At 47.1% G+C, this 20,975-nt stretch carries 21 protein-coding genes and 1 riboswitch; of the genes, 11 read left to right on the top strand and 10 right to left on the bottom strand.

Annotated features, from left to right (window positions below; translation table 11 throughout):
- Window positions 1–79 precede the first annotated feature (79 nt).
- A riboswitch (TPP riboswitch) is annotated at window positions 80–191 on the bottom strand.
- 174 nt (window positions 192–365) lie between these two features.
- Window positions 366–1,166 carry an ATP-binding cassette domain-containing protein gene (locus FN782_RS10100; protein ID WP_185956203.1) on the top strand — a complete coding sequence of 267 codons (801 nt, stop codon included), beginning with the start codon at window positions 366–368 and terminating at the stop codon, window positions 1,164–1,166.
- Window positions 1,167–1,216: 50 nt separating this feature from the next.
- Here FN782_RS10100 and FN782_RS10095 read toward each other — a convergent pair whose 3' ends face one another.
- The 3 genes from FN782_RS10095 to acnA form a co-directional block, all read right to left on the bottom strand.
- Complete coding sequence (locus FN782_RS10095; protein ID WP_142505674.1) at window positions 1,217–1,534, bottom strand: DUF3817 domain-containing protein; 318 nt, start codon at window positions 1,532–1,534, stop codon at window positions 1,217–1,219.
- A gap of 156 nt (window positions 1,535–1,690) precedes the next feature.
- Window positions 1,691–2,056, bottom strand: a complete 366-nt coding sequence (locus tag FN782_RS10090) for a VOC family protein (RefSeq protein ID WP_142505673.1) — start codon at window positions 2,054–2,056, stop codon at window positions 1,691–1,693.
- Complete coding sequence (acnA, locus tag FN782_RS10085; protein ID WP_142505672.1) at window positions 2,056–4,767, bottom strand: aconitate hydratase AcnA; 2,712 nt, start codon at window positions 4,765–4,767, stop codon at window positions 2,056–2,058. Before acnA ends, FN782_RS10090 begins: the two co-directional genes overlap by 1 nt.
- Before the next feature lie 208 nt (window positions 4,768–4,975).
- Here acnA and FN782_RS10080 point away from each other — a divergent pair, with 208 nt between their 5' ends.
- Both FN782_RS10080 and msrB read left to right on the top strand, forming a co-directional pair.
- The gene (locus tag FN782_RS10080) at window positions 4,976–5,716 is read left to right on the top strand and encodes an IclR family transcriptional regulator (protein ID WP_142505671.1); all 741 of its coding nucleotides are present in this window, start codon (window positions 4,976–4,978) and stop codon (window positions 5,714–5,716) included.
- Between the two features lie 39 nt (window positions 5,717–5,755).
- Window positions 5,756–6,214, top strand: coding sequence for a peptide-methionine (R)-S-oxide reductase MsrB (msrB, locus tag FN782_RS10075; RefSeq protein ID WP_142505670.1), 459 nt, complete (start codon window positions 5,756–5,758; stop codon window positions 6,212–6,214).
- Window positions 6,215–6,720: 506 nt separating this feature from the next.
- Here the strand turns inward: msrB and pdxK are convergent.
- The gene (gene pdxK, locus FN782_RS10070; protein ID WP_142505669.1) at window positions 6,721–7,509 is read right to left on the bottom strand and encodes a pyridoxine/pyridoxal/pyridoxamine kinase; all 789 of its coding nucleotides are present in this window, start codon (window positions 7,507–7,509) and stop codon (window positions 6,721–6,723) included.
- Between the two features lie 133 nt (window positions 7,510–7,642).
- Between pdxK and FN782_RS17510 the strand changes: the two genes are divergently transcribed.
- Entirely contained in the window at window positions 7,643–7,777 is a 135-nt protein-coding gene (locus FN782_RS17510; protein ID WP_221930174.1) for a transposase, read from the top strand.
- A 170-nt stretch (window positions 7,778–7,947) separates the two neighbouring features.
- Here the strand turns inward: FN782_RS17510 and FN782_RS10060 are convergent, their stop codons facing one another.
- Complete coding sequence (locus tag FN782_RS10060; RefSeq protein ID WP_142505668.1) at window positions 7,948–9,021, bottom strand: acyltransferase; 1,074 nt, start codon at window positions 9,019–9,021, stop codon at window positions 7,948–7,950.
- Between the two features lie 527 nt (window positions 9,022–9,548).
- On the opposite strand from FN782_RS10060, the gene FN782_RS10055 reads away from it, so the two are divergent.
- The 7 genes from FN782_RS10055 to FN782_RS10025 all read left to right on the top strand — a co-directional run bounded on the left by FN782_RS10055 (window position 9,549) and on the right by FN782_RS10025 (window position 14,903).
- Window positions 9,549–10,499, top strand: coding sequence for a sugar-binding transcriptional regulator (locus FN782_RS10055; protein ID WP_142505804.1), 951 nt, complete (start codon window positions 9,549–9,551; stop codon window positions 10,497–10,499).
- 14 nt (window positions 10,500–10,513) lie between these two features.
- Entirely contained in the window at window positions 10,514–10,936 is a 423-nt protein-coding gene (locus tag FN782_RS10050; protein ID WP_142505667.1) for a transcriptional regulator GutM, read from the top strand.
- 15 nt (window positions 10,937–10,951) lie between these two features.
- Window positions 10,952–11,497 carry a PTS glucitol/sorbitol transporter subunit IIC gene (gene srlA, locus FN782_RS10045; protein ID WP_142505666.1) on the top strand — a complete coding sequence of 182 codons (546 nt, stop codon included), beginning with the start codon at window positions 10,952–10,954 and terminating at the stop codon, window positions 11,495–11,497.
- Window positions 11,498–11,512: 15 nt separating this feature from the next.
- Window positions 11,513–12,541 carry a PTS glucitol/sorbitol transporter subunit IIB gene (srlE, locus tag FN782_RS10040; protein ID WP_142505665.1) on the top strand — a complete coding sequence of 343 codons (1,029 nt, stop codon included), beginning with the start codon at window positions 11,513–11,515 and terminating at the stop codon, window positions 12,539–12,541.
- Between the two features lie 20 nt (window positions 12,542–12,561).
- Window positions 12,562–12,930 carry a PTS glucitol/sorbitol transporter subunit IIA gene (locus FN782_RS10035; RefSeq protein ID WP_142505664.1) on the top strand — a complete coding sequence of 123 codons (369 nt, stop codon included), beginning with the start codon at window positions 12,562–12,564 and terminating at the stop codon, window positions 12,928–12,930.
- A 19-nt stretch (window positions 12,931–12,949) separates the two neighbouring features.
- Window positions 12,950–13,732: a sorbitol-6-phosphate dehydrogenase gene (gene srlD / locus FN782_RS10030; RefSeq protein ID WP_142505663.1), complete on the top strand. Its 783-nt coding sequence runs from the start codon at window positions 12,950–12,952 to the stop codon at window positions 13,730–13,732.
- A 643-nt stretch (window positions 13,733–14,375) separates the two neighbouring features.
- On the top strand, window positions 14,376–14,903 hold the full coding sequence (locus FN782_RS10025) for a GNAT family N-acetyltransferase (protein ID WP_142505662.1): 528 nt from the start codon (window positions 14,376–14,378) through the stop codon (window positions 14,901–14,903).
- Between the two features lie 88 nt (window positions 14,904–14,991).
- Here FN782_RS10025 and FN782_RS10020 read toward each other — a convergent pair whose 3' ends face one another.
- The 5 genes from FN782_RS10020 to hutU form a co-directional block, all read right to left on the bottom strand.
- Entirely contained in the window at window positions 14,992–15,330 is a 339-nt protein-coding gene (locus tag FN782_RS10020; RefSeq protein WP_142505661.1) for a hypothetical protein, read from the bottom strand.
- 223 nt (window positions 15,331–15,553) lie between these two features.
- Window positions 15,554–16,885 carry a YjiH family protein gene (locus FN782_RS10015; RefSeq protein WP_142505660.1) on the bottom strand — a complete coding sequence of 444 codons (1,332 nt, stop codon included), beginning with the start codon at window positions 16,883–16,885 and terminating at the stop codon, window positions 15,554–15,556.
- 46 nt (window positions 16,886–16,931) lie between these two features.
- Window positions 16,932–17,936 (bottom strand): formimidoylglutamase, encoded by a 1,005-nt coding sequence (gene hutG / locus FN782_RS10010; RefSeq protein WP_142505659.1) that lies wholly within the window; start codon window positions 17,934–17,936, stop codon window positions 16,932–16,934.
- Between the two features lie 26 nt (window positions 17,937–17,962).
- Complete coding sequence (gene hutI / locus FN782_RS10005) at window positions 17,963–19,237, bottom strand: imidazolonepropionase (RefSeq protein ID WP_142505658.1); 1,275 nt, start codon at window positions 19,235–19,237, stop codon at window positions 17,963–17,965.
- A 12-nt stretch (window positions 19,238–19,249) separates the two neighbouring features.
- Window positions 19,250–20,923: a urocanate hydratase gene (gene hutU / locus FN782_RS10000; protein WP_425462705.1), complete on the bottom strand. Its 1,674-nt coding sequence runs from the start codon at window positions 20,921–20,923 to the stop codon at window positions 19,250–19,252.
- Between the last annotated feature and the right edge of the window lie 52 nt (window positions 20,924–20,975).

Here is a 20,975-nt window from a genome sequence, read left to right as displayed (position 1 = left end):
GACGGGAGGAAGGCAAGGGAAAAATATACGGAAAGAAAAGTCGTCTTACTGATACGACTTCTTCTTAAATGACCATAAATGGTGCATCCATCCGTGTTTCCTACGCTGGTATTATCCAGATCAGGTTAAACGGTCGGCGTAGAGTTCCCGCCCTCTCAGCCTGGCTTCTCCAAGCTCCCGTGAGGTATGCAGTTGCCTGTTCTTCATTTAATCACAGTAATGGAAAAGGGTCAAGGACCTTGCTGAAAATTACTTTCATTCTTAGCAACATATATTTTCTGAAACTTTTTCCGCATTTTCACGTCTAAAAGTATAAAGGTATTCCATTTGGAAAAAAGATTATCACTTCGGGAAGGATGAAATCATTGTATATTGAGTGTTCCCATGTAAGTAAACGTTTTACGGACAGTGAAAAAAGAGGATGGGGCTTATTTCAGGGGCAAGCGGGTTTACTCGATTTCACTGCTACCCTGAAGGGTGGAGTAACAGCTGTTTTGGGTCCGCCATCTTCGGGAAAGAGTACACTTCTTCAAATTATCGCCGCTTTTTCCGTTCCTGATGATGGAAGGGTGACCTATCAGTTTGCGGATCATTGCAGTTATGTTTGGTCCAGAAGAATTGCGGATATGGGGGATATGTCAACGGTTGAATTGCTTCAACAGCGTATTGGCTACGTTCCCTCAAATAAACTGTTGCATCCAGATGATATGGTATTGGAGGATGCATTGTTAAATCTTTCTTATTATCACCGATTGGCACAACCGAAACGACGCGTGGTGGAAATGATTACTCGCTGGGGTCTGGCAGCGTATCGAAAGGGAATGCTGGTAGAACTTCCGGAATACATACTTTCCCGTTATGCCATTGCCGCCAGTCTCCTGGGTGATCCGGAGTTTTGGCTTTTGGATGATCCAACCCGTGGACTGGATGAATTGGGATACAATTTGTTTCTTCATGAACTTCAGCAACGAAGAGAAAAAGGAATCACAATTTTTGTCACCCATGATTTGGAGTTGGCAGAGTTGGCGGATCACTTGCTGTTAATGGAATCAGGATTTTGTCGTCGAATCGGAGAGAGAAGGTGGATGACATCAGGAGTTCCGGACGGTTCAGTCGCCTCCTGGTATCAGTTGATGCAGCGTTTTTTTCTTTCGAGCAACAGTTGATCGATTCATGAAAAAAGCCCATATATTCCGGGCTTTTTCATACATTGGCTTCAATTCGTTACCTGTTTGGATGATATCTCCTGATGACGCAGAAGTTTTTTGTCCAGAATGATAAAACCAAACGGGGTGACAGACGCGATCAGTGCTCCCAGTATCTGTTTATATGACCATTGATGCTGGTTTGTTACCGGATAGAGCAGTATGAGATAGAGGACGAAAAGAAGACCGTGAATCGCACCGGTAATGGTAACAGCGATCGGCAGATCGGCAAAATATTTTAGAGGCATTGCGATGCCGAGAAGCAGAAGGTAGGAGAGCCCTTCCAAAAAACTGACGATGCGGAAACGTCCAAGCGACGTGTGAAACATCGTGAATACCTCCTTGCTTGGGATCATGTATAATCCTTATTCTATCTTATATTTGCATATTGTAGGGGACAAATATGAACAGAGGATGAATGATTGGTGACAAGTCAGTTTTGACTACAAAAGCACAGCCCCGCATCACAGTATGCGGGGCGTGCTTTATTTCCGTTCGATCAGTTCCATCCGGTTGCCAAAGGGGTCGCGTAACTCAAAGCGCTGATATCCGGGAATGGGAATAGAGTCCTGAATTTCAACTCCCTGTCGCATCAGATGATGGCGCCAAGCGGTCAGATCTTCTACCAGGTAAGCCGAGTGGGCTTTGGTACGAGTGCGATCTACTCCATCTTCGGTACCGATGTGAATTTCCATGTCTCCAAGACGAAGCCAAAAGCCACCCCGACCGGCCAGGGAGCTCGGTTTAGGAATCTCCTCCAATCCCATGATATCGCAATAAAAATGTTGAGCTTTTGCTTCAGATCCTTTGGGAATTGTAATTTGTACATGATGGATACTGAGGGGTTGCATCAGGCTTTTGCTTCTTCATTTAAAAGTTGACGCAGTACCGTTTGCAGGATTCCACCATTTTTGTAGTATTCGATGTCCACCTGACTGTCGAGGCGGATGATCGCCTGAAACTCAACCGTGGATTGATCCGGCTTGGTAGCCGTGACATTTACTTTTTGGAAGGGTTGAATATCATCGTTCAGCCCTGTGATATCAAAGGTTTCCTCACCAGTGAGTCCTAGCGATTCCCAGCTGGTGCCCTCTTCAAACTGCAAGGGAAGTACACCCATACCAACCAGATTGGAACGGTGAATCCGCTCAAATGATTCAGCAATAACAGCTTTGACGCCAAGCAGATTGGTTCCTTTGGCGGCCCAGTCACGGGAGCTTCCGGTTCCGTATTCTTTACCGGCAAGAACGACCAATGGGGTTTGGTCTTCTTTGTATTTCATGGCTGCATCATAGATCGGCATGGTTTCTCCAGTGGGTATATATTTGGTGAAACCGCCTTCCGTACCCGGCACCATTTGATTTCGAATGCGGATATTGGCAAAGGTACCACGGGTCATGACGCGATCATTCCCGCGACGGGAGCCATACGAGTTGAAGTCGCGAGGTTTGACCCCATTCTCCTTCAAATACTCCCCAGCTGGGCTGTTTGGAGCGATGGCACCGGCGGGGGAAATATGGTCCGTGGTGACAGAGTCTTTCAGCAATGCCAAAGCACGGGCTCCCTTGACTTCTTCAATGGGTTCCACTTCAGGAGACAATCCTACAAAGAAGGGTGGTTCCTGAATGTATGTGGATTTTTCATCCCATTCGTACAGTTCCCCTTTGGGGGTATCCATCTGATTCCAGCGTTCGTTCGCATCAAATACGCTGCTGTACTGAGCACGGAATTGGTCGGCATTCATGGATGCCTCTACCGTTTTCCGAACCTCTTCATTGGAAGGCCAGATATCCTTGAAGTAAACAGGATTTCCATCTTGGTCATGTCCGATCGGGTCTTTGGCGAAGTCGATGTCTACCGTTCCGGCGAGGGCATAGGCAACGACCAGCGGGGGAGAAGCCAGATAGTTGGCTTTGACATCCGGGTGAATCCGGCCTTCAAAGTTTCGGTTTCCGGACAGGACTGAAGCTACTGTCAGATCCCCTTCGTGAATGGCTTTACTGATTTCTTCCGGTAGCGGACCACTGTTTCCGATACATGTGGCGCATCCATATCCAGCCAGAGTGAAGCCCAGTTGGTTCAGTGAATCCATCATTCCGGATTTTTTCAGGTATTCGGTCACAACTTTGGAACCCGGTGTCAAGCTGGTTTTCACATAAGGTTTTACTTTCAACCCTTTTTGAACCGCTTTGTGAGCTACAAGAGCGGCACCCAACATGACGGACGGGTTGGAGGTGTTGGTGCAACTGGTAATTGCGGCAATCGTTACATCTCCGTTGCCCAATTCGAAGGTTTCGCCGTTGTATTCCACTTTTACCTTTTTATCTGTCTCTTCAACACCGAAGCCGCCTTCTTCAACCGGTTTTTTCAAGGTTTCGTTCCAAGTTTCCTTCATAGCGGACAGTTCAATCCGGTCCTGAGGACGGCGCGGTCCTGCCAGACTGGGTTTTACATCGCCCAAATCCAGTTCGACGGTATCGGTGAAGACCGGGTCCGGCGTGTCGTCGGAGCGGAACATTCCCTGTGCAGTGAAATATTCCTTGACGAGCTGGACCAATGCTTCATCACGGCCAGTATTCCGCAAATAGTTGAGGGATTCTTCATCCACTGGGAAAAAGCCCATGGTAGCACCATATTCCGGAGCCATATTGGCGACGGTTGCGCGGTCAGCCAGGCTGATCTTGGACAATCCTGGGCCATAAAATTCGACGAATTTACCCACTACGCCTTTTTTGCGCAATGTCTGTGTAACGGTCAGAGCCAGATCAGTGGCAGTGGCACCTTCTGCCAGCTCACCAGTCAGCTTGAATCCGACGACATCCGGTGTCAGGAAGTAAAGGGGTTGCCCCAGCATTCCAGCTTCGGCCTCAATTCCGCCAACACCCCAGCCGAGGACACCCAGACCGTTGATCATCGTGGTATGGGAATCGGTACCCACCAATGAATCAGGATATACTTGCAATTCCCCGTCTACTTCGCGTGTTTGCGCCACTTTTGCCAAGTATTCCAGGTTGACCTGGTGTACAATTCCGGTAGCCGGAGGGACGGCACGGAAATTATCAAAGGCATCCGTTGCCCAGCGAAGCAAACGGTAGCGTTCTTCGTTCCGTTCGAATTCACGGTTCATATTGTACTCCAGCGAATCTTCCGTTCCAAATTTATCCACCATGACCGAGTGGTCAATCACGAGGTCTACAGGGATCAGTGGGTTGATTTGGTTGGGATCGCCACCCACCCGATCCATGGCGGAACGCAGTGCGGCCAGATCCACCACGGCTGGAACCCCGGTAAAGTCTTGCAACACGATCCGTGCCGGTTTAAAGGCGACTTCCTTATTCTCTTTTCGAGATGTCCAGTTGGCCAGTTGTTCAACGTGTTCTTTGGTGACGGAATGGCCGTCATATTGACGCACAGCGGCTTCCAACAAAACTTTGATGGAGAAGGGAAGGCGTGAGATGTCGCCGATACCTTTCGCATCCAGCTCTTTCAGACTATAGTATACATAGTCCTTGCCGCCGACAGAGAGCGTCTTGCGTACGCCGAAGAGGTCTTTTGTGGACATGAAAAAACAACCTCCTTTTAAAAAATAAAATCACGTCCAGTTTCATCAGTTAAAACAGAGTTTCTTTTTCTGTTTCATTATACACTGAGACTTCCTCATTTGTATACCCTTGATCGCTTTAAAACTTGCTCTTTTATACGGAAAAAAAAGGGGGTATAATGTTAATTAAAAACATATTTCGCCAAGTGAAACCAAAGGGGAAACCGTTATGGAAGGAAAAAAGACGGTACGCGCGGCCGAACGTGCATTGGATATTCTGCTTTGTTTTATCCAAAAACCGGAGTTGTCATTAACGGAAATTGCTCGGATGACAGAATTAAATAAGAGCACCGTCTATCGTTTATTGGCGACATTGGAAGATAAAGGATTTTTGGTTCGGGATGGAGAGACGGAAAAATACCGTTTGGGATTTAGAATTTGGGAATTGTCTGCTCATCTGTCCCGCTCCGATGATCCCGCACTTCTGTTTCTTCCGGAAATGGAACGATTGCGGGATCAGATTGAGGAAACGGTGAGTCTTTATGTTCGTGATGGGTTGGAACGCGTTCGTGTTCAGGCAGTGGAAAGCCTGCAGGCCATTCGCCGGGTGGCCCCGGTAGGCGCGAGAATGCCCCTGGCAGTTGGAGCTGCGGGAAAAGTCTTGACTGCTTTTTCCCCGCTGTCTGATCAGGCATTGATTCTGGGAGACCCCAACTGGCCTGACTCGGTGGATAAAAAAATGTATCGTTTGCAACTGGAGAACATTCGTGATACAGGAATCGCAACCAGTGTGGAAGAGCGGGAGGCAGGGACCTCTGCTGTTTCTGTACCTATTTTTGGACGTGATGGAAACATACTCGCAGCTTTGGCGGTATCCGGACCTGTCAGTCGGCTGACAAAGGAGAAAATGGAAGAAGTGATTCCACCCGTCAAGGAAGCGGCTGAACGTATGCAAAAAATGTTGAAATGATTCCATCTTTTAGCAGATAAAACAAAAGGAGGAGTTTCAGTGGACTCCAACAGAAAGCCGTCCCGTGAGGAGCTGAGAAAGCGTCTGACGCCTTTGCAATATGAGGTAACCCAGAACAATGGAACGGAACCGCCCTTTAAGAATGAATATTGGAATAACCAAGAGGAAGGAATCTATGTGGATATTGTTTCTGGCACACCGCTCTTCAGCTCCAAAGATCAGTATGATGCTGGCTGTGGTTGGCCCAGCTTTACCCGACCAATCGATCAAGAGGCCGTAACAGAGAAGGAGGACCGCAGTTTTGGAATGATCCGGACAGAAGTGCGCAGCCAAGAAGCGGATTCTCACCTGGGTCATGTTTTTCCGGACGGCCCCGGTCCAAAAGGGCTTCGTTATTGTATCAACTCGGCCGCCCTTCGTTTTATCCCGAAGAGGGAGCTTAAGAAAGAAGGATATGGTAAATATCTGAAGTTGTTTGAACAGAGGGAAGATGAGTAGTTATGCTTGTTTCACCTATGGTCGGCCCGTAACCGTTGTTAAACAGATGAAAGGGCGAAATCAAAAGCCTTATGGATCATCTGTGTTTTTCTGTATATCCTATATTCCCTGTAAATTAAATTCGATATATTTTGGAAATGCGAAAGGGAATCTTTTCCATCCTAATAGATTAGATGAAAGTGAGCGTACCACGGGCACTTCCTCCGGTCGTCGGATGAGGGGGGTGTTAACCCCTCACAAGTCCGACAATTTAACATATACCGTAGGAACTACGGGAAGTAAAGCTCGCGGAGAGTACCCGCCTGCGGCTTGATGAACCGAGAAGCTCTACCACTTTAGTGGAGAGCCGTTCACAACCTTTGTGGAATAAACCGCCTGTGATTGACGGTTCTATGCACCATTCCCCATCATTGTTGATCTTGCCAATGGTATTCCCCCTTTCTTAGAAAAACCCCCTTTTGAGTGGACGCCGCAGAGGTTTCACTCAAAAGGGGATGATTCGTGTATTATTTCAAACGCATTTGACGCACAGGTCCCACAAACTGATTTAATGCAAAACCGTTTTGGATGGCTAGGGTGATAAAGCGTTTGGCTGTTTGGACGGCTTCCGGCACACTCTTACCATGAGCCAATCCCGCAGTGATCGCGGCGGAATAGGTGCATCCGGCACCATGCGTCCAGGCGGTGTCTATTTTCTCCGCTTCATATGTCGTAAATTCTTTTCCATCATAAAGAAGATCTATCGCTTGATGGTGGTGAAGGCCGGAACCTCCTTTAATGAGGACGTATTTCGGTCCAAGTTGGTAAATCGCCTGGGCGGCTTGCTTCATTTCCTCTACTGTGGTGATGGTGCTCATCTCCGCCAACTGAGCGGCTTCAAAAAGATTGGGTGTAACGACAGTTGCCTTGGGGACCAGCCGATTACGCAAGGCCTCTTTGTTTTCCGGATGAAGAACTTCTGTTTCCCCTTTACATACCATCACTGGATCAATGACGGCGCGGTTTACCCCATATCGTTCGATTACATCAGCCGCACATTCAATCACTTCCACTGTGCTCAACATACCGGTTTTCATGGCGTCCACATTTGTGGAAAGAATTGTGTCCAATTGGGCTTGGACGGTTTCTAGAGGAATGGGATGAACTTGATGGGACCAATGATCCGGGTCCATGGTTACCAAGGTATTTAATGCCGACATCCCGTAAACATCCATTGCATGAAACGTTTTTAAATCAGCCTGAATTCCGGCACCCCCGCTGGTGTCGGAGCCGGCGATGGTTAATGCTTTTTTCATCATCATTCCTCCTTTAGACTCTTCTTTTATTTTAACAAACCTGCGCCAGAAGTCTCCCGCTTCTACAAGAGGGAATTGGAATTCTTGATGTATACCATCTAGTCTCGTGAAAAATATCGAAAGAAAGTACTGGATGATCCGATTTCCCGTCGTGCAAGGGGGAATCTTTGAGTACATTGCATCCAAGTACAATATGGCTCTGCCAGAATGGAATCACGAGAAAGACCATGTCCATATCTTGTTCAAGGGACATCCAAATTCGGAATGATCCCGATTTATCAATGCTTACAAAAGTGCTTCTTCCTGTTTGTGGAAAAAGGAGTTTCCAGACATCCGAAAAAGCTTTAGAAAGAATATTTCCTGGTCTGAAGAAGACAGCTGACCCAGACGGTCAGCTGTTTTTGTAATGGGAACACTATATCTGACCTCTACAATGTATCAGGATCTTGCTGCGGCGGAAGGGATCGGTTTCTGTTGCGTTTTATGGGTGGGGTGCTTGGGAATGGTCAAGAGATACGGATGAAAGGGTGTTCGCCGAATCAGCAGAATCATGATCATGGAAGCGGACAATATGGCTGTCCATATGAATGGAAGCATTCCTATGTGCCAATATTTAGCGGGTATCCACTCCATAAAGAGACTAATCCATAAAGGATGAACCAGATAAATTCCAAATCCAAAGGTTCCAATCCGTTGCAAGCCCTCCTCCAGGTAAGGGACGGTTCGGGTAAACCACGGATGAACAGTCACCAGTGCAAGAAACAGTATGGGTATATTCACCAGGTTCATCAATCGCTGGGAGCTGTAGGGTCCCCACCATTGATATTCCACGATCCCTCCGATGAACACTGCTATGGTCAAACCGGCTACCTGTAGAGGATACCGGCACAATTCCTCCTTGATCCGGTTCCAGTGACGAGCTAGAAATCCCCCGAACAGGAAATAAAAGATCCATTTTCCCAGCATGGCGGGATGCCCCAACGCCTTACTGATTTCAAAATTTAAGGGGAACAGCAACCATCCTGCTGTCACCGCAAGTGAAACAAGCATAGCGACTCGCCAAGCCCGTTCCGATCGCAAATTCTTTTGTAACAGCGGAAAGAGAAGATAAAATTGCAAGACCACAACCATAAAATACAAATGATAATAGGATTGTCCGGTTATAATACGCAGAACAAGTGCCAAACCGTCTGAAAAGACCGGTACTTCATAAAATCGCCATAGGATCAGCAAGTAGATCCCACTCCAGATCAAAAACGGCAACAGAATTTTCATTGTCCGTGACCGGATGAACATCATCAGGGAAAATCTCCGGTGCATGGCCTGATGAAACAGTAAAAAGCCACCAATTACGGCGAATAAGGGAGTGCCAAAACGGCCCAGTTGATTCAACATGAAGGATATTTCGGACCAGGATGCTCCCTGCTGATAATAAAAAGCCCCCGCCACATGCACCGTTACCACAGCCAAACACGCCCAGCCGCGCACAAAATTGATTTCCGGAAAGTACACCCTATTCCGCCTCCATTACCAAACCTCAGCTATGGATACGAGTATAGCAAAGATTTTTGTGAAAACGGTTTATCTTTAAGAATACTTAACATTCCATTAAAAAGAAAAAAAACCTCTACCTTTTCATGCAAAAATGGTGAGAGGGGAGTGAGACCTTATTAAACAATCCGGCTTCCCGGTGGGTGGTCTTTGTTCACTCTGCTCGGTTGACTTTGGGTTAAGGTTTCGTTCCATATAAATCTGAACAGGGAGGTATCCAGAGAAAATCAATGTTCACACATTCTTCGGAATCTTCCTGACATGTTATTATCGGTTATATATTGGATTCATAGGAAAAAATGGTTTGACGGAAGGATCAAAAGGGCTCTCTTTTTTACATTGAGAGAGATAGAAATTTAGAATGAAAGTCCTCTTTTTCCTTTTATAACCACTAGGATGGGAGTTGACGATTTAAATGAAAGCGCTTATAATTTGTGAAAACTACATATGACATGATATTGCACATTTGTGCGAATGAAGGTGATAAATTGAAAAACAGAGAAGAGGAACGGCTTCTGATTAAGATCGCACGGATGTACTACGAAGAGGGAATGACTCAGGGAGCGATCGCCAAGGAACTGGGCATTTATCGGACGACCATTGGACGAATGCTGAAAAAAGCCCGTGAGAAAGGAATCGTTACCATTACGATAAGGGGGGACTCTGCAGACCGGATTTTTGATTTGGAATACCAACTGGAAAAAACATTTCAACTGAAGGAAGCGATTATTGTTCCATCGGAACGCGATCATTCGCCCGAAGAAAAGAAAAAGGCGATTGGTCGAGCGGGAGCTGATTTACTGAAGAGGATCGTCAGGGATCACGATGTAGTTGGGTTTGCTTGGGGCAGTACGCTTGCCGGTATGGTGGGTCAGTTTTCCGATATAAAACAGCGACGGGCGGATTTTGTTCCGCTTGTCGGGGGACCGGGGACGATGGATAGTAAATACCATGTCAACACGATTGTTTACAATGTAGCCAACGCGTTTGGCGGGACGACCCATTTTATTGACGCAGCAGCAATTGTAGAGAAAAAAGAGACCCGTGATGATATTATGCGTTCCCATTATTTTCGCAAGATTTTGGATCTGTGGCGAAATTTGACGATTGCAGTTGTCGGGATCGGTGCACCCATCAGTTCATCAAATATGATTTGGACAGGCTTTTTTGGAGATATGGAAATCCAGGAATTAAACCGTTTGGGTGCCATTGGAGAAATTTGTTCCCGTTATTTTGATCGAGAAGGGAATTTACTGCATCCTGAGGTGAACGAGCGGACAGTGGCGATTGAACTGGATCGACTCAAGAATCTTAAATACTCCATTGGAATGGCAGAATCAGTGGAAAAGGTTCCTTCCATTATCGGGGCGATGAAAGGGAGATATATCAATGTCTTGATTTCCAATGAAGAGACAGCAGAAGCCATTTTAAACAGTTAGAGAGAAGGGATTTCATGATTTTTTCCATCATTCTGATGATCGGTCTCGCTTGGTTGGTTCAAATCATTCTAGGCTATTTTCAGGTGAGGCATTTTAATCAACGGTTCAGGGAGATGCGGCGATTGGGCAGAGTGGCGATTGGGCGATTGACAGGAAAATTTCGGGCCGGGACGGTGGTCTTAATCGCGATCGACGCTCGAAATACAATCATAAGGGTGGAGAAAATGCAGGGGGTAACGATTTTTTCCCGCTTGCGACCCCTTAAGGGTCTGGAAGGAAAAAATCTGTTGGATCTTCAACCGGAAGATATTGCAGGATACAACCGACTTACTGCAAAGGCGATTCAAGATGCGGTCAACAACGTTAAAACGATCGCTAAAGGAGGTGATGTTCCCGTTAAAAAGACATGGCTTGATAAGATGCTGATGGCAAAATAAGAAGAGGTGATGCAAATGGAAATGGTATCCGATTATGCCGGTGCGTTTATCCAATTGTTTCAACGGGGTGGGGAAGTCTTTGTCGATTTGGTAACCGGCATTGTTCCGCTTCTCGTCATGCTTTTGGTCGCCATGAATGCCTTGGTTCAACTGATCGGAGAAGACCGGGTGGAACGGTTGGCGAAAAAATCGGGAAAAAATGTTTTTACCCGTTATCTGGTACTTCCGGTGATCGGTACATTTGTCCTGACCAATCCCATGACATTATCGCTGGGAAGATTCCTGCCGGAAAAGTACAAGCCTGGTTATTACGCTTCCGCTTCGTTTTCCTGCCATACGATGAACGGGTTATTTCCTCACGTCAATCCGGGTGAACTCTTTGTCTTTCTTGGGATTGCGACAGGGATTACCCAATTGGATCTTCCCGTTACGGATTTGGCGCTAAGGTATCTTTTAGTCGGGATGGTAACGAACTTCCTAAGGGGTTGGGTTACCGACTTTACCACTGCCTATGTAGCCAAACAACAGAATGTAAAACTGAAAGATACCGTACAACTGTGAGGGGGGAAAGCACCGATGGCAAAGGATCAATCCTATCAATCGATCATCGTTCACGCAGGACCAGGTGGTTTCGGCGGTCCTCTCGTGATTTCACCGGACGAAAAGCGGAACAAAGTCGCCTATATTACAGGGGGGAGCAAACCGTATATTGCAGACAGGATTGCAGAACTGACAGGTTGTGAGTTGGTAGACGGGTTTAAGACTAAAGTACCGGACGATGAATTGGCCTGTGTCATTATTGATTGTGGCGGTACGCTGCGTTGCGGTATGTACCCACAGAAAAACATTAAAACGATCAATGTGATGGCAACCGGTAAAAGTGGGCCACTCGCCAGGTTTATCACCGAGGATATCTATGTCTCCGGTGTCAAACCCGATAATATACAGATTGCTGAAAATTCTGAATCGGAAACAGAAAAAGAAAAGAGCGCAAGCTCTCAACCCAATGCAAAGCAAGTAATTTCCAACCCTAAGTATACCACGGATAAAAAAATAAATGAACAATCCAACCCAAAGGGATTGATGGTCAAAATCGGAATGGGAATGGGTTCCATCGTCGGCGTATTTTATCAGGCAGGTAGGGATGCCATCCAAACGGTTATTCAAACCATTCTGCCCTTCATGGCTTTTGTAGCCATGTTGATTGGGATCATCCTGGAATCTGGAATCGGGGATCTTTTCGCATCGGTACTCTCTCCATTTGCTGGGTCCCTCCCAGGATTGCTGCTTATCTCCTTGGTCTGTTCTTTTCCACTTTTATCACCGTTTTTGGGGCCTGGAGCGGTTATTGCCCAAGTGATTGGGACCCTGATCGGTGTGGAGATCGGGAAAGGGAACATCCCGCCGCAACTGGCTCTGCCAGCCTTATTCGCCATTAACTCCCAGGCTGCAGCTGACTTTGTTCCCGTAGGTCTGGGACTTGCTGAAGCAGAGGTGGAGACGGTGGAAGTAGGAGTCCCTTCGGTTCTCTATGGCCGATTTTTGACAGGAGCTCCCACGGTCTTTATTGCCTGGCTTGCCAGCTTTGGACTCTATGATTCCTAACAATCGGGAGGTTGCCGTCCATGAAGACGATTTACAACACAACAATTACACAAATTGGCCCTATGGCAGCCCAACTTTTAGACGAACAGATGCTGATTCTCTTTAAAGAGGGTGCACCGGAAGATTTGGCAGAGTTCTGTTTCCTGCATCAGATAAATGACCTGAAAGAACCGATTCAACCGGAAGATATCTTAATGATTGATGGTCAGACATTTAAAGTGACAGCTGTAGGAAGTGCTGTGAACCAAAATTTGGATAACTTGGGTCACATCACGCTCAAATTTACGGGAGAGAACAGCGCTGATTTGCCGGGAACCTTGGTTCTTGAGATAGGAAAAATAAACGAGATCCAAGTTGGAAGCTCGCTCGAAATCGTCCGGAAATCATAGAGATAAAGGAGAAGAGGTTATGAGTGGAGAACAAAAAGTCGCAATTGTTGCCGGTGGAGGGCAAAATCTTGGAGAAGCATTAAGCTATCGATTGGCACTGGAAGGCTATCAAGTGGCCGTTGCGGACCTCATCCGTGAACATGCGATAAAAGTGGCCACAGAAATCCGCAACCACTACCAGGTGGCTAGTTTGCCTGTCACTGTGGATCTAACAAAGGAAGATCAGGTTCGAAAAATGGTTCGGGATACCGTCGATATCTTTGGTCGCATCGATCTTCTTGTATACAATGCAGGAGTGGCAAAGAGCGCCAATATTACCGAGTACGAATTGCAGGATTGGCAGAAAACCTTGGATACAAATCTGACGGGTTATTTTCTGACTGCGCGGGAAGTGGCCAAAGTGATGGTCAACCAGCGATATGGAAATATTATACAAATTAATTCCAAGTCAGGGAAAGTGGGGAGTAAGCACAATTCCGCGTATTCCGCTTCCAAATTTGGCGGTGTTGGACTGACCCAAAGCCTAGCATTGGATTTGGCGGAATACAATATCCGAGTCAACTCCATTATGCCGGGCAACCTTCTGGACTCGCCGATGTTTCAGAGTTTAACGCCCCAATATGCGAAAAAGTTGGGAATCAAACCGGAAGAGGTGCGCCAGGTCTATATCGACAAGGTACCGTTGAAACGGGGCTGTACCTATGAAGACATTGCCAACGCCGTTGTTTTCTATGCATCTGATCAAGCATCCTATATGACTGGGCAATCGATTAATGTAACGGGCGGACAAGTGATGCATTGAGGATGGAAACTTGAATAATATGAATCTTGGTTCTAACAGCGAAAGGGCAAAACACCGTTTCCTTATGAGAAATGGTGTTTTGTCGTTAATTCGGCACAGGTTTTTTCCACTTTAGTTTTTTGAAAAATGAATTTTTAATTGCGGTCGTATTGCTGTATGCTAGCACCTAGGTGCTTACGATGGGCAATCTCTTTTCTTGGATCAATTATTATCCAGAACATTTTTTACATGGAACGGATTTGTTAGTTGCCAGCGTTTCTGTGTTCATTGCAGAAGTAGGCTTCTACTTCTAGGGCAATGGGCATTATTTCGCTTTCGTCGGTTTTAAGGTTTCATATGGTCCTTGATCAATACTAAAAAATCATATAATATAAAACTTATCTCTGGAACAGGGGAGGGTACCATCATGAAAAAGAAATCCATCAAATTTCTTTCCAAAGGCGGGTACTCGACTGCTGTTTTTTTCCTTGATCATCATCATGGGATCCGTCTGTCTAATTTCAGATGATCGACGACTTGTATCCTTGATGTGATCCATTTTTCAATAGGACACTGCAGGTCGTTGCCTGTGGTGTAACAATTGTAGAAAATCCTACACCACAGGGGCTTCCTGTGGTGTTTTTATTTGGGAGGAGAAAGCCCATTGAGTGACATTGTGATTAGACCGCTGGAGATTCGCGATGCTGAGCAATTGTTACGTTTGGAAATGAAAAATAAGAATTTTTTTCAACGGTATACACCGTTGAGGACAGAAATGTTTTATACCCTTGAAGGTCAAAGGGAGCTTGTAAAAGAACATGTGCAACAGGCCAAGAAAGGAATCGGGTATTATTTTGGAATTTTTTTGGTGAATGACCAATTAATCGGAAAAATATCTCTGGCAGAAATTGTCCGAGGGGATTTACAGAGTTGCTGGCTGGGATATTGCTTGGATCAGGAGCAAAATGGAAAGGGATATATGACCGAAGCGGTGAAATTTGTCGTGGATTTTGCCTTTAAGGAATTGAAGTTGCACCGAATCGAAGCGGGTGTGATGCCCCATAACAAAGGTTCCATTCGCGTGTTGGAAAAAGCCGGATTTCATAAAGAAGGGTTATCCAAGAAAAATGTAAGGATTAATGGGAAATGGGAGGATCACCAATTGCTGGCGATCCTGAATCCTGATGATTGAAAACGGTTAGTGCACATGTCGCAAAAAAGGAGTCGGCATTTTATCAAGCGAAAAGAGACAGCAACCCATGGTTGCTGTCTTTTATGAATTAGTATTCCACTACTTTTATTTTGTAATAATAGTAAGAACCATCGGTGGCTTTCGTCTGCACACATCCTGTCCCCTCCCGTTTACCTATCACCGTTGCTGAGTCGTAGGTACCATGGCTGTTTATTCGTAGATCGTAAAGATCCGGCCATCCATACAACGGTACAATAGTACCCGGTTTGCCGAAAATTCCTGTTGCAGAATAGCCTACACCCACTCTGATTGCTTGGTCGTAATTCTGGCAGGAACTTTGTATTTCAATCTCTTTGGCAAAAACATCAGCCCCTGTGAAAGAAAACACAACCAGCACAGCCATTAGAGAGAACACAATTTTTTTCACTCTCGTTTTACCTCCTGATATTTTATATTTGGATCATACAATAAAGTTTATTTTTTGTAAATATTGGAATATATTTCGGTTTACCCACTGGTACGATAAATGTTTATATTTAAACTGAACGGATGAGCCGATAGTTTCAAACTACCCACCATAAACGTTGAAAATGTAAAAGGTCCGGTTACCATGGATCGGGGCCGGACCTTTTTGGTCTTATTCATAGAACTTACAACAGCAGATAGAGAATGGGAGTGGCCAGTAAAAGTGTCAGGATCGTCCGTTCCACCCAGATAATCACCAACTCTCCAATGGAAACGGGGATTTCGGTGGACAAAATACACGGGATGGAGGCGGAGAAAAAGAGAATGGATGAAACGGAGACAATTCCAATGACAAACTTGGTTACCAATGGAGCTTTGGTCGCCAATAGTGCCGGAAGAAACATTTCTGCGATTCCCACGGCGGACGCTTTTGCTGCCAGCATGGGTTCCGGCAGTTGAAGCAACCAAGTGACCGGGAGAAACAGATAGCCGAGCCAATCGAAGACGGGAGTAAATTTGGCCAAAAGCAACCCGGTCAGACCTACGGAGAGAATGGACGGAAGAATGGAGATGGTCATCACCAGTCCATCCTTCAGGTTGTTCCATATATTTCGGAAAAGAGGCGGGGCATGTTCTGCTGCATGAAGAGCTTCTTTCCAGGCTGTGGATAGGAGCTGGTGTTTGATGTTCGGTTCAGGAATTCCCTTTCCCTGTGCGTAGGCTTCACTTTTGTTTCGGATGGGTGGAATACGTACAGTCAGGGCTGTGACCAAAAATGTGATGAACAGGGTTAGCCAGAAATACAGGTTCCAATGACTCATCAAGCCCAGTGTTTTGGCGACGACAATCATAAAGGTGGCGGAAACGGTGGAAAATCCGGTAGCAATAATAGTGGCTTCCTTGGCGTTGTAATACCCTTCTTTAAACATACGATTGGTAATCAATAGACCGATGGAGTAGCTGCCAACAAAGGAAGCGACGGCATCAATGGCTGAACGTCCAGGCGTTTTCCAGATCTGACGCGTCATGGGTCGGACAAGCACTCCGATAAATTCTAAAAGGCCGTAGCTTACTAAAAGAGCGAGGAACATGGACCCCACGGGTACCAAAAGACCTACTGGAATCACAAGTTTATGAAAGAGAAAGGGTCCGAGATCCGGGGAGAACAGCCAGCGAGGCCCCGTTTGGGTAATGAGAAGGAGTGCAGTCAGAAACCCCAGGATCTTCAAGATCGAGAAAATACGATCGACTGGACGAAGGTTCCAGGTTCCCTTGATAAAGGGATAGAGAGCGCCCATAAAAATCATGATCAAAGCATACCAAGGAACGAGTGCAGGAAAGCTTTCCCGAATCCAAGTTACAATATGATCCAAAGGGATGGTAGACGTTTCACCGATAGCGACGGGTATAAAGAACATCCATATTCCAATCCCGCTGAATAGAATTAATTTTGAGATATTTTTGACAGATAAGGATGATCCCCTATTTGGAGGAAGATGATTTGCTGGTTGGCTCATGATGAACCCTCCTAGAATGGGATATAGGGAAGAGGAGTTTTTCTCCTCAACCCTTTCTTTGAATCCGTCCGGTAAGAAAAGATAACATCACATGGACACCTGTTTTAACGGTTGCTTCTCGTACATCCCGCAGGGGATCGAGACAGACAAGGTCCATCGCCTTTACTGATGGGTGTTGTCCTGCAATCCGGACGGCTTCAAACAGTTCGTCCGATTGCATTCCACCGGGGGTGGAGGCTGGAGCGCCGGGTGCTGCTCCAATGTCCAGTACATCCATATCCACGGTGAGATAGATGGTGTCTACCCGCTGTTTCAGTTGGGAAAGTGCTTCCTGGACCGTTTTGTCCACCCCTTTTTTTCGGGCTTGTTTCAGGGTGACATAATGAACACCGGCCTGATCGGCGTATTCTTTCAGGGAACGGGCGTTAAAAAAGCCGTGCAAGCCGATATTGTAGACGTCTTCTCCATGAATGGTTCCACTTTCGATCAAATTGCGGATCGGGGTTCCATTGGTAGGGCCGTGGTCTTCCAGGCTGCGAAGATCAAAATGCGTGTCCAATTGAAGAATTCCGATCCGTTCTTCCGGATGGGCTTTTTTCCACCCTTTAACCAGCATAGCAGTAATGGAATGGTCGCCACCCATCGCCACAGGGGTGGTATAAGGATGATGATTTCGCATCGCTTCCATTGCTTGGATGATATTTTGATGACAGATGGAGATATCGGTCACATGTTGCCTCACATCTCCAAGGTCAACCACCCGCAATGATGAGAGATCGATTTCCTCATCCAGGTTGTAGGTGCTGAATCCTTTCCATGCCTGTCGCAGGGCATGGGGATTTTCGCTGGCCCCGGAAGCGCTGATGGAAGAGCGGGAGAGAGGGACGCCAAATAACGTAACATCCACGTTTGCCCAGTCCAATGTTTTGGCTGACTCTTCATCCAGCGATTCAATCCATTCATGTACCTTGGGGTCCGTCGGCAATGGCTGGGGCCGGTTCCAGCGGAAAGCAGGTGGGTTCAGCATGGGATAGGGGTAATGGGATGTCAATGTGATCCTCCTTTCTGAGAAAATCATTATACTTCGTCTCGACGATATACGACTCGACCGTTTTTGATCACGGTTTGTGTATGGTTGGAGCCATAGGAATACTGAAGTCCCATATAGTTGGGCACGTCAAAGATGACCAAATCCGCTTTTTTGCCTTTCTCCAGACTGCCGATTTCATGTCCACGGCGAATGGCATGAGCGGCATTGATGGTAGTGGCTGTCAATACTTCAGCAGGAGTCATTCCCATCTTTAGACATCCCAGGTTCATAATGAACGGCAGGGAAACGGTGGGAGAAGAACCGGGGTTGCAATCGGTGGAAAGTGCCACAGGGACACCGGTATCCACCATTTTGCGTCCATTCGCCATCTCTGCCATCAGGAAGAAGGCGGTTCCCGGAAGCAATACGGCAACGACTCCCTGATCGGCCATAGCTTGAATGCCCACATCCGAGGCACGTAACAGATGGTCAGCGGAGACCGCTCCCACTTCTGCCGCCAGTTCTGCCCCTCGGTACGGTTCAATTTCATCAGCGTGGATTTTGGGAAGAAGCCCCCATTTTTTACCGGCTTCCAGAATGCGACGGGATTGATCAGGGGTAAACACGCCGCGCTCACAGAAAACATCGTTAAATTCCGCCAGTTCCCGCCGGGCCACTTCTGGAAGCATTTTTTGTATGACCTCATCCACAAAATCATCCGGTCGCTCTTTGTAATCGGCGGGAACCGCGTGGGCACCCATAAATGTGGAAACGATATCGATGGTATGATCACGGTTTAATTGCTGGGCCACTTCCAGTTGCTTGATCTCATGTTCCATGGAGAGGCCATATCCACTTTTTGCCTCTACGGTTGTAACCCCATGGCGGAGAAATTGATCCAGCCGTTTCCAGCTTTCTTCGTAAAGCTGCTCATGGGATGCGTTTCGGGTGGCGGATGTAGTGGAGTGAATCCCACCACCAGCGTTCATAATTTCCATGTAGGTCGCCCCTTTGAGGCGCAACTCAAATTCACTTTCCCGACTACCGGCAAAAACGATGTGGGTATGGGGATCAACCAAGCCTGGGGTGACCAATTTCCCACGGGCATTTACGATTTCTGCCTCGTTTAACCGGGAGGCATAACGCTTTTGGATTTCTGCATCGGTATCGACGGATTGAATCAAGCCATCTTCAATCCATACGCTTCCATCTTCAATGATTTGCAGCTGTTCCATTTCTTCCTTACGCAAGGGGGCATCGGAGCTTCCTTGCAAGGTGACCAGTTGGGCTGCCTTTTGTATATATAAAGGTTTGTTAGCCATAATGAGCCTCCTTCAGGTAGTTTTCAGCATCGGAATCTTGACTCCTTTTTCCTTGGCGGTCTGAATGGCCTTATCGTATCCTGCATCCACATGGCGGACAACCCCCATTCCCGGATCGGTGGTGAGGACCCGTTCCAACCGCTTTTCCGCTGCTTTGGTGCCATCAGCGACGATCACCATTCCCGCATGCAAGGAATAACCCATGCCCACACCGCCACCGTGGTGTACGGAAACCCAGCTGGCTCCGCCCACCGCGTTAATCATTGCGTTAAGGATGGGCCAATCTGCTACGGCATCACTTCCGTCTTTCATCCCTTCTGTTTCACGGTTAGGAGAGGCGACGGAGCCGGAGTCCAGATGATCCCGCCCAATCACGATGGGGGCTTTCAGTTCCCCTTTGGCTACCATATCATTGATCAATTTGCCAAATCGGGCCCGCTCACCATAACCCAGCCAGCAAATCCGGGAAGGTAGCCCCTGGAAGGAGATCTTCTGCTGTGCCATTCGAATCCAGTGACAGAGATTTTCATTATCCTGAAACTCCCGTAAAATGACCTCATCCGTTCGGTATATATCCTCAGGATCTCCTGACAGAGCCACCCAACGGAAGGGGCCTTTTCCTTCACAAAATTGCGGTCGAATGTAAGCGGGAACAAAACCGGGGAAATCAAAGGCGTGTTTTACACCTTCATCTTTTGCCACCTGTCGAATGTTGTTTCCATAATCAAAGACAATGGCTCCCTTTTGTTGCATATCCAACATGGCCTGTACATGAACGGCCATACTTTTCTTTGCCTGAGCGATCAGTGCCTCCGGTTCCTTTTTCCGCAATTCAGCAGCTTTATCAAGGGTCATTCTCTGGGGGAGATATCCGTTTAAGGGATCATGGGCGGAGGTTTGATCAGTAACGATGTCGGGAATGGCCCCCTGTCTGACCATTTCGGGGAGATATTCGGCTGCATTGCCCAGCAGTCCAATGGACAATGCTTCCCCTTTTTCTTTGGCGGCGTTTGCCATGGAGAGGGCCTCATCCAAGCTTTCCGTCATCCGATCCAGATAACCTGTATCCAAACGCCGCTGGATTCGGGTCTGATCCACTTCCATGGCGATTACCACTCCGCCGTTCATCGTTACTGCCAACGGTTGAGCACCACCCATGCCGCCCAGTCCTGCCGTTACTGTGAGTGTCCCTTTCAATGAGCCTCCAAAGTGTTGACGGGCGCATTCAGCAAAGGTTTCATAGGTTCCCTGAACAATCCCTTGGCTACCAATATAGATCCAGCTTCCCGCTGTCATTTGGCCGTACATCATCAGCCCTTTTTGATCCAATTCATGAAAATGGTCCCAGTTAGCCCAGGCCGGAACCAGATTGGAGTTGGCGATCAGCACCCGTGGAGCATCCGTATGGGTTTTAAAAACGGCTACCGGCTTTCCCGATTGAACCAACATCGTCTCATCCTCTTCCAGCTCTTTCAATGTGTGTACAATGGCATCAAATGCTTCCCAGTTTCGGGCCGCTTTGCCGATGCCACCGTATACAACCAAATCTTCAGGATTTTCCGCCACTTGCGGATCAAGATTGTTCATCAGCATCCGCAGGGCTGCTTCCTGAATCCATCCCTTGGCCTGAAGTTTCGTTCCGTTGGAAGCGCGGATGGTTCGCGGTTTCGTCATTCCATTGTTCATCACTGAGCACCTTCCTTTTTTTCATCACTAACTTTTTCTCTATAAGAATGGG

The sequence above is a fragment of the Melghirimyces algeriensis genome (genome assembly GCF_900182565.1).
Classification (GTDB): domain Bacteria; phylum Bacillota; class Bacilli; order Thermoactinomycetales; family DSM-45169; genus Melghirimyces; species Melghirimyces algeriensis.
The sequence above is the reverse complement of the archived record's forward strand: the minus strand, read 5'-3'. Positions and strand labels throughout refer to the sequence as shown.

Coding starts and splice junctions, on each gene's coding strand:
- hutI (WP_142505658.1), bottom strand. CDS start 19,237: ATGGCTAACAAACCTTTATATATACAAAAGGCAGCCCAACTGGTCACC.
- srlE (WP_142505665.1), top strand. CDS start 11,513: ATGGCAAAGGATCAATCCTATCAATCGATCATCGTTCACGCAGGACCA.
- acnA (WP_142505672.1), bottom strand. CDS start 4,767: ATGTCCACAAAAGACCTCTTCGGCGTACGCAAGACGCTCTCTGTCGGC.
- FN782_RS10090 (WP_142505673.1), bottom strand. CDS start 2,056: ATGCAACCCCTCAGTATCCATCATGTACAAATTACAATTCCCAAAGGA.
- srlA (WP_142505666.1), top strand. CDS start 10,952: ATGGAAATGGTATCCGATTATGCCGGTGCGTTTATCCAATTGTTTCAA.
- FN782_RS17510 (WP_221930174.1), top strand. CDS start 7,643: ATGATCCGATTTCCCGTCGTGCAAGGGGGAATCTTTGAGTACATTGCA.
- FN782_RS10035 (WP_142505664.1), top strand. CDS start 12,562: ATGAAGACGATTTACAACACAACAATTACACAAATTGGCCCTATGGCA.
- pdxK (WP_142505669.1), bottom strand. CDS start 7,509: ATGAAAAAAGCATTAACCATCGCCGGCTCCGACACCAGCGGGGGTGCC.
- FN782_RS10080 (WP_142505671.1), top strand. CDS start 4,976: ATGGAAGGAAAAAAGACGGTACGCGCGGCCGAACGTGCATTGGATATT.
- FN782_RS10095 (WP_142505674.1), bottom strand. CDS start 1,534: ATGTTTCACACGTCGCTTGGACGTTTCCGCATCGTCAGTTTTTTGGAA.
- srlD (WP_142505663.1), top strand. CDS start 12,950: ATGAGTGGAGAACAAAAAGTCGCAATTGTTGCCGGTGGAGGGCAAAAT.
- FN782_RS10050 (WP_142505667.1), top strand. CDS start 10,514: ATGATTTTTTCCATCATTCTGATGATCGGTCTCGCTTGGTTGGTTCAA.
- FN782_RS10015 (WP_142505660.1), bottom strand. CDS start 16,885: ATGAGCCAACCAGCAAATCATCTTCCTCCAAATAGGGGATCATCCTTA.
- hutU (WP_425462705.1), bottom strand. CDS start 20,923: ATGAACAATGGAATGACGAAACCGCGAACCATCCGCGCTTCCAACGGA.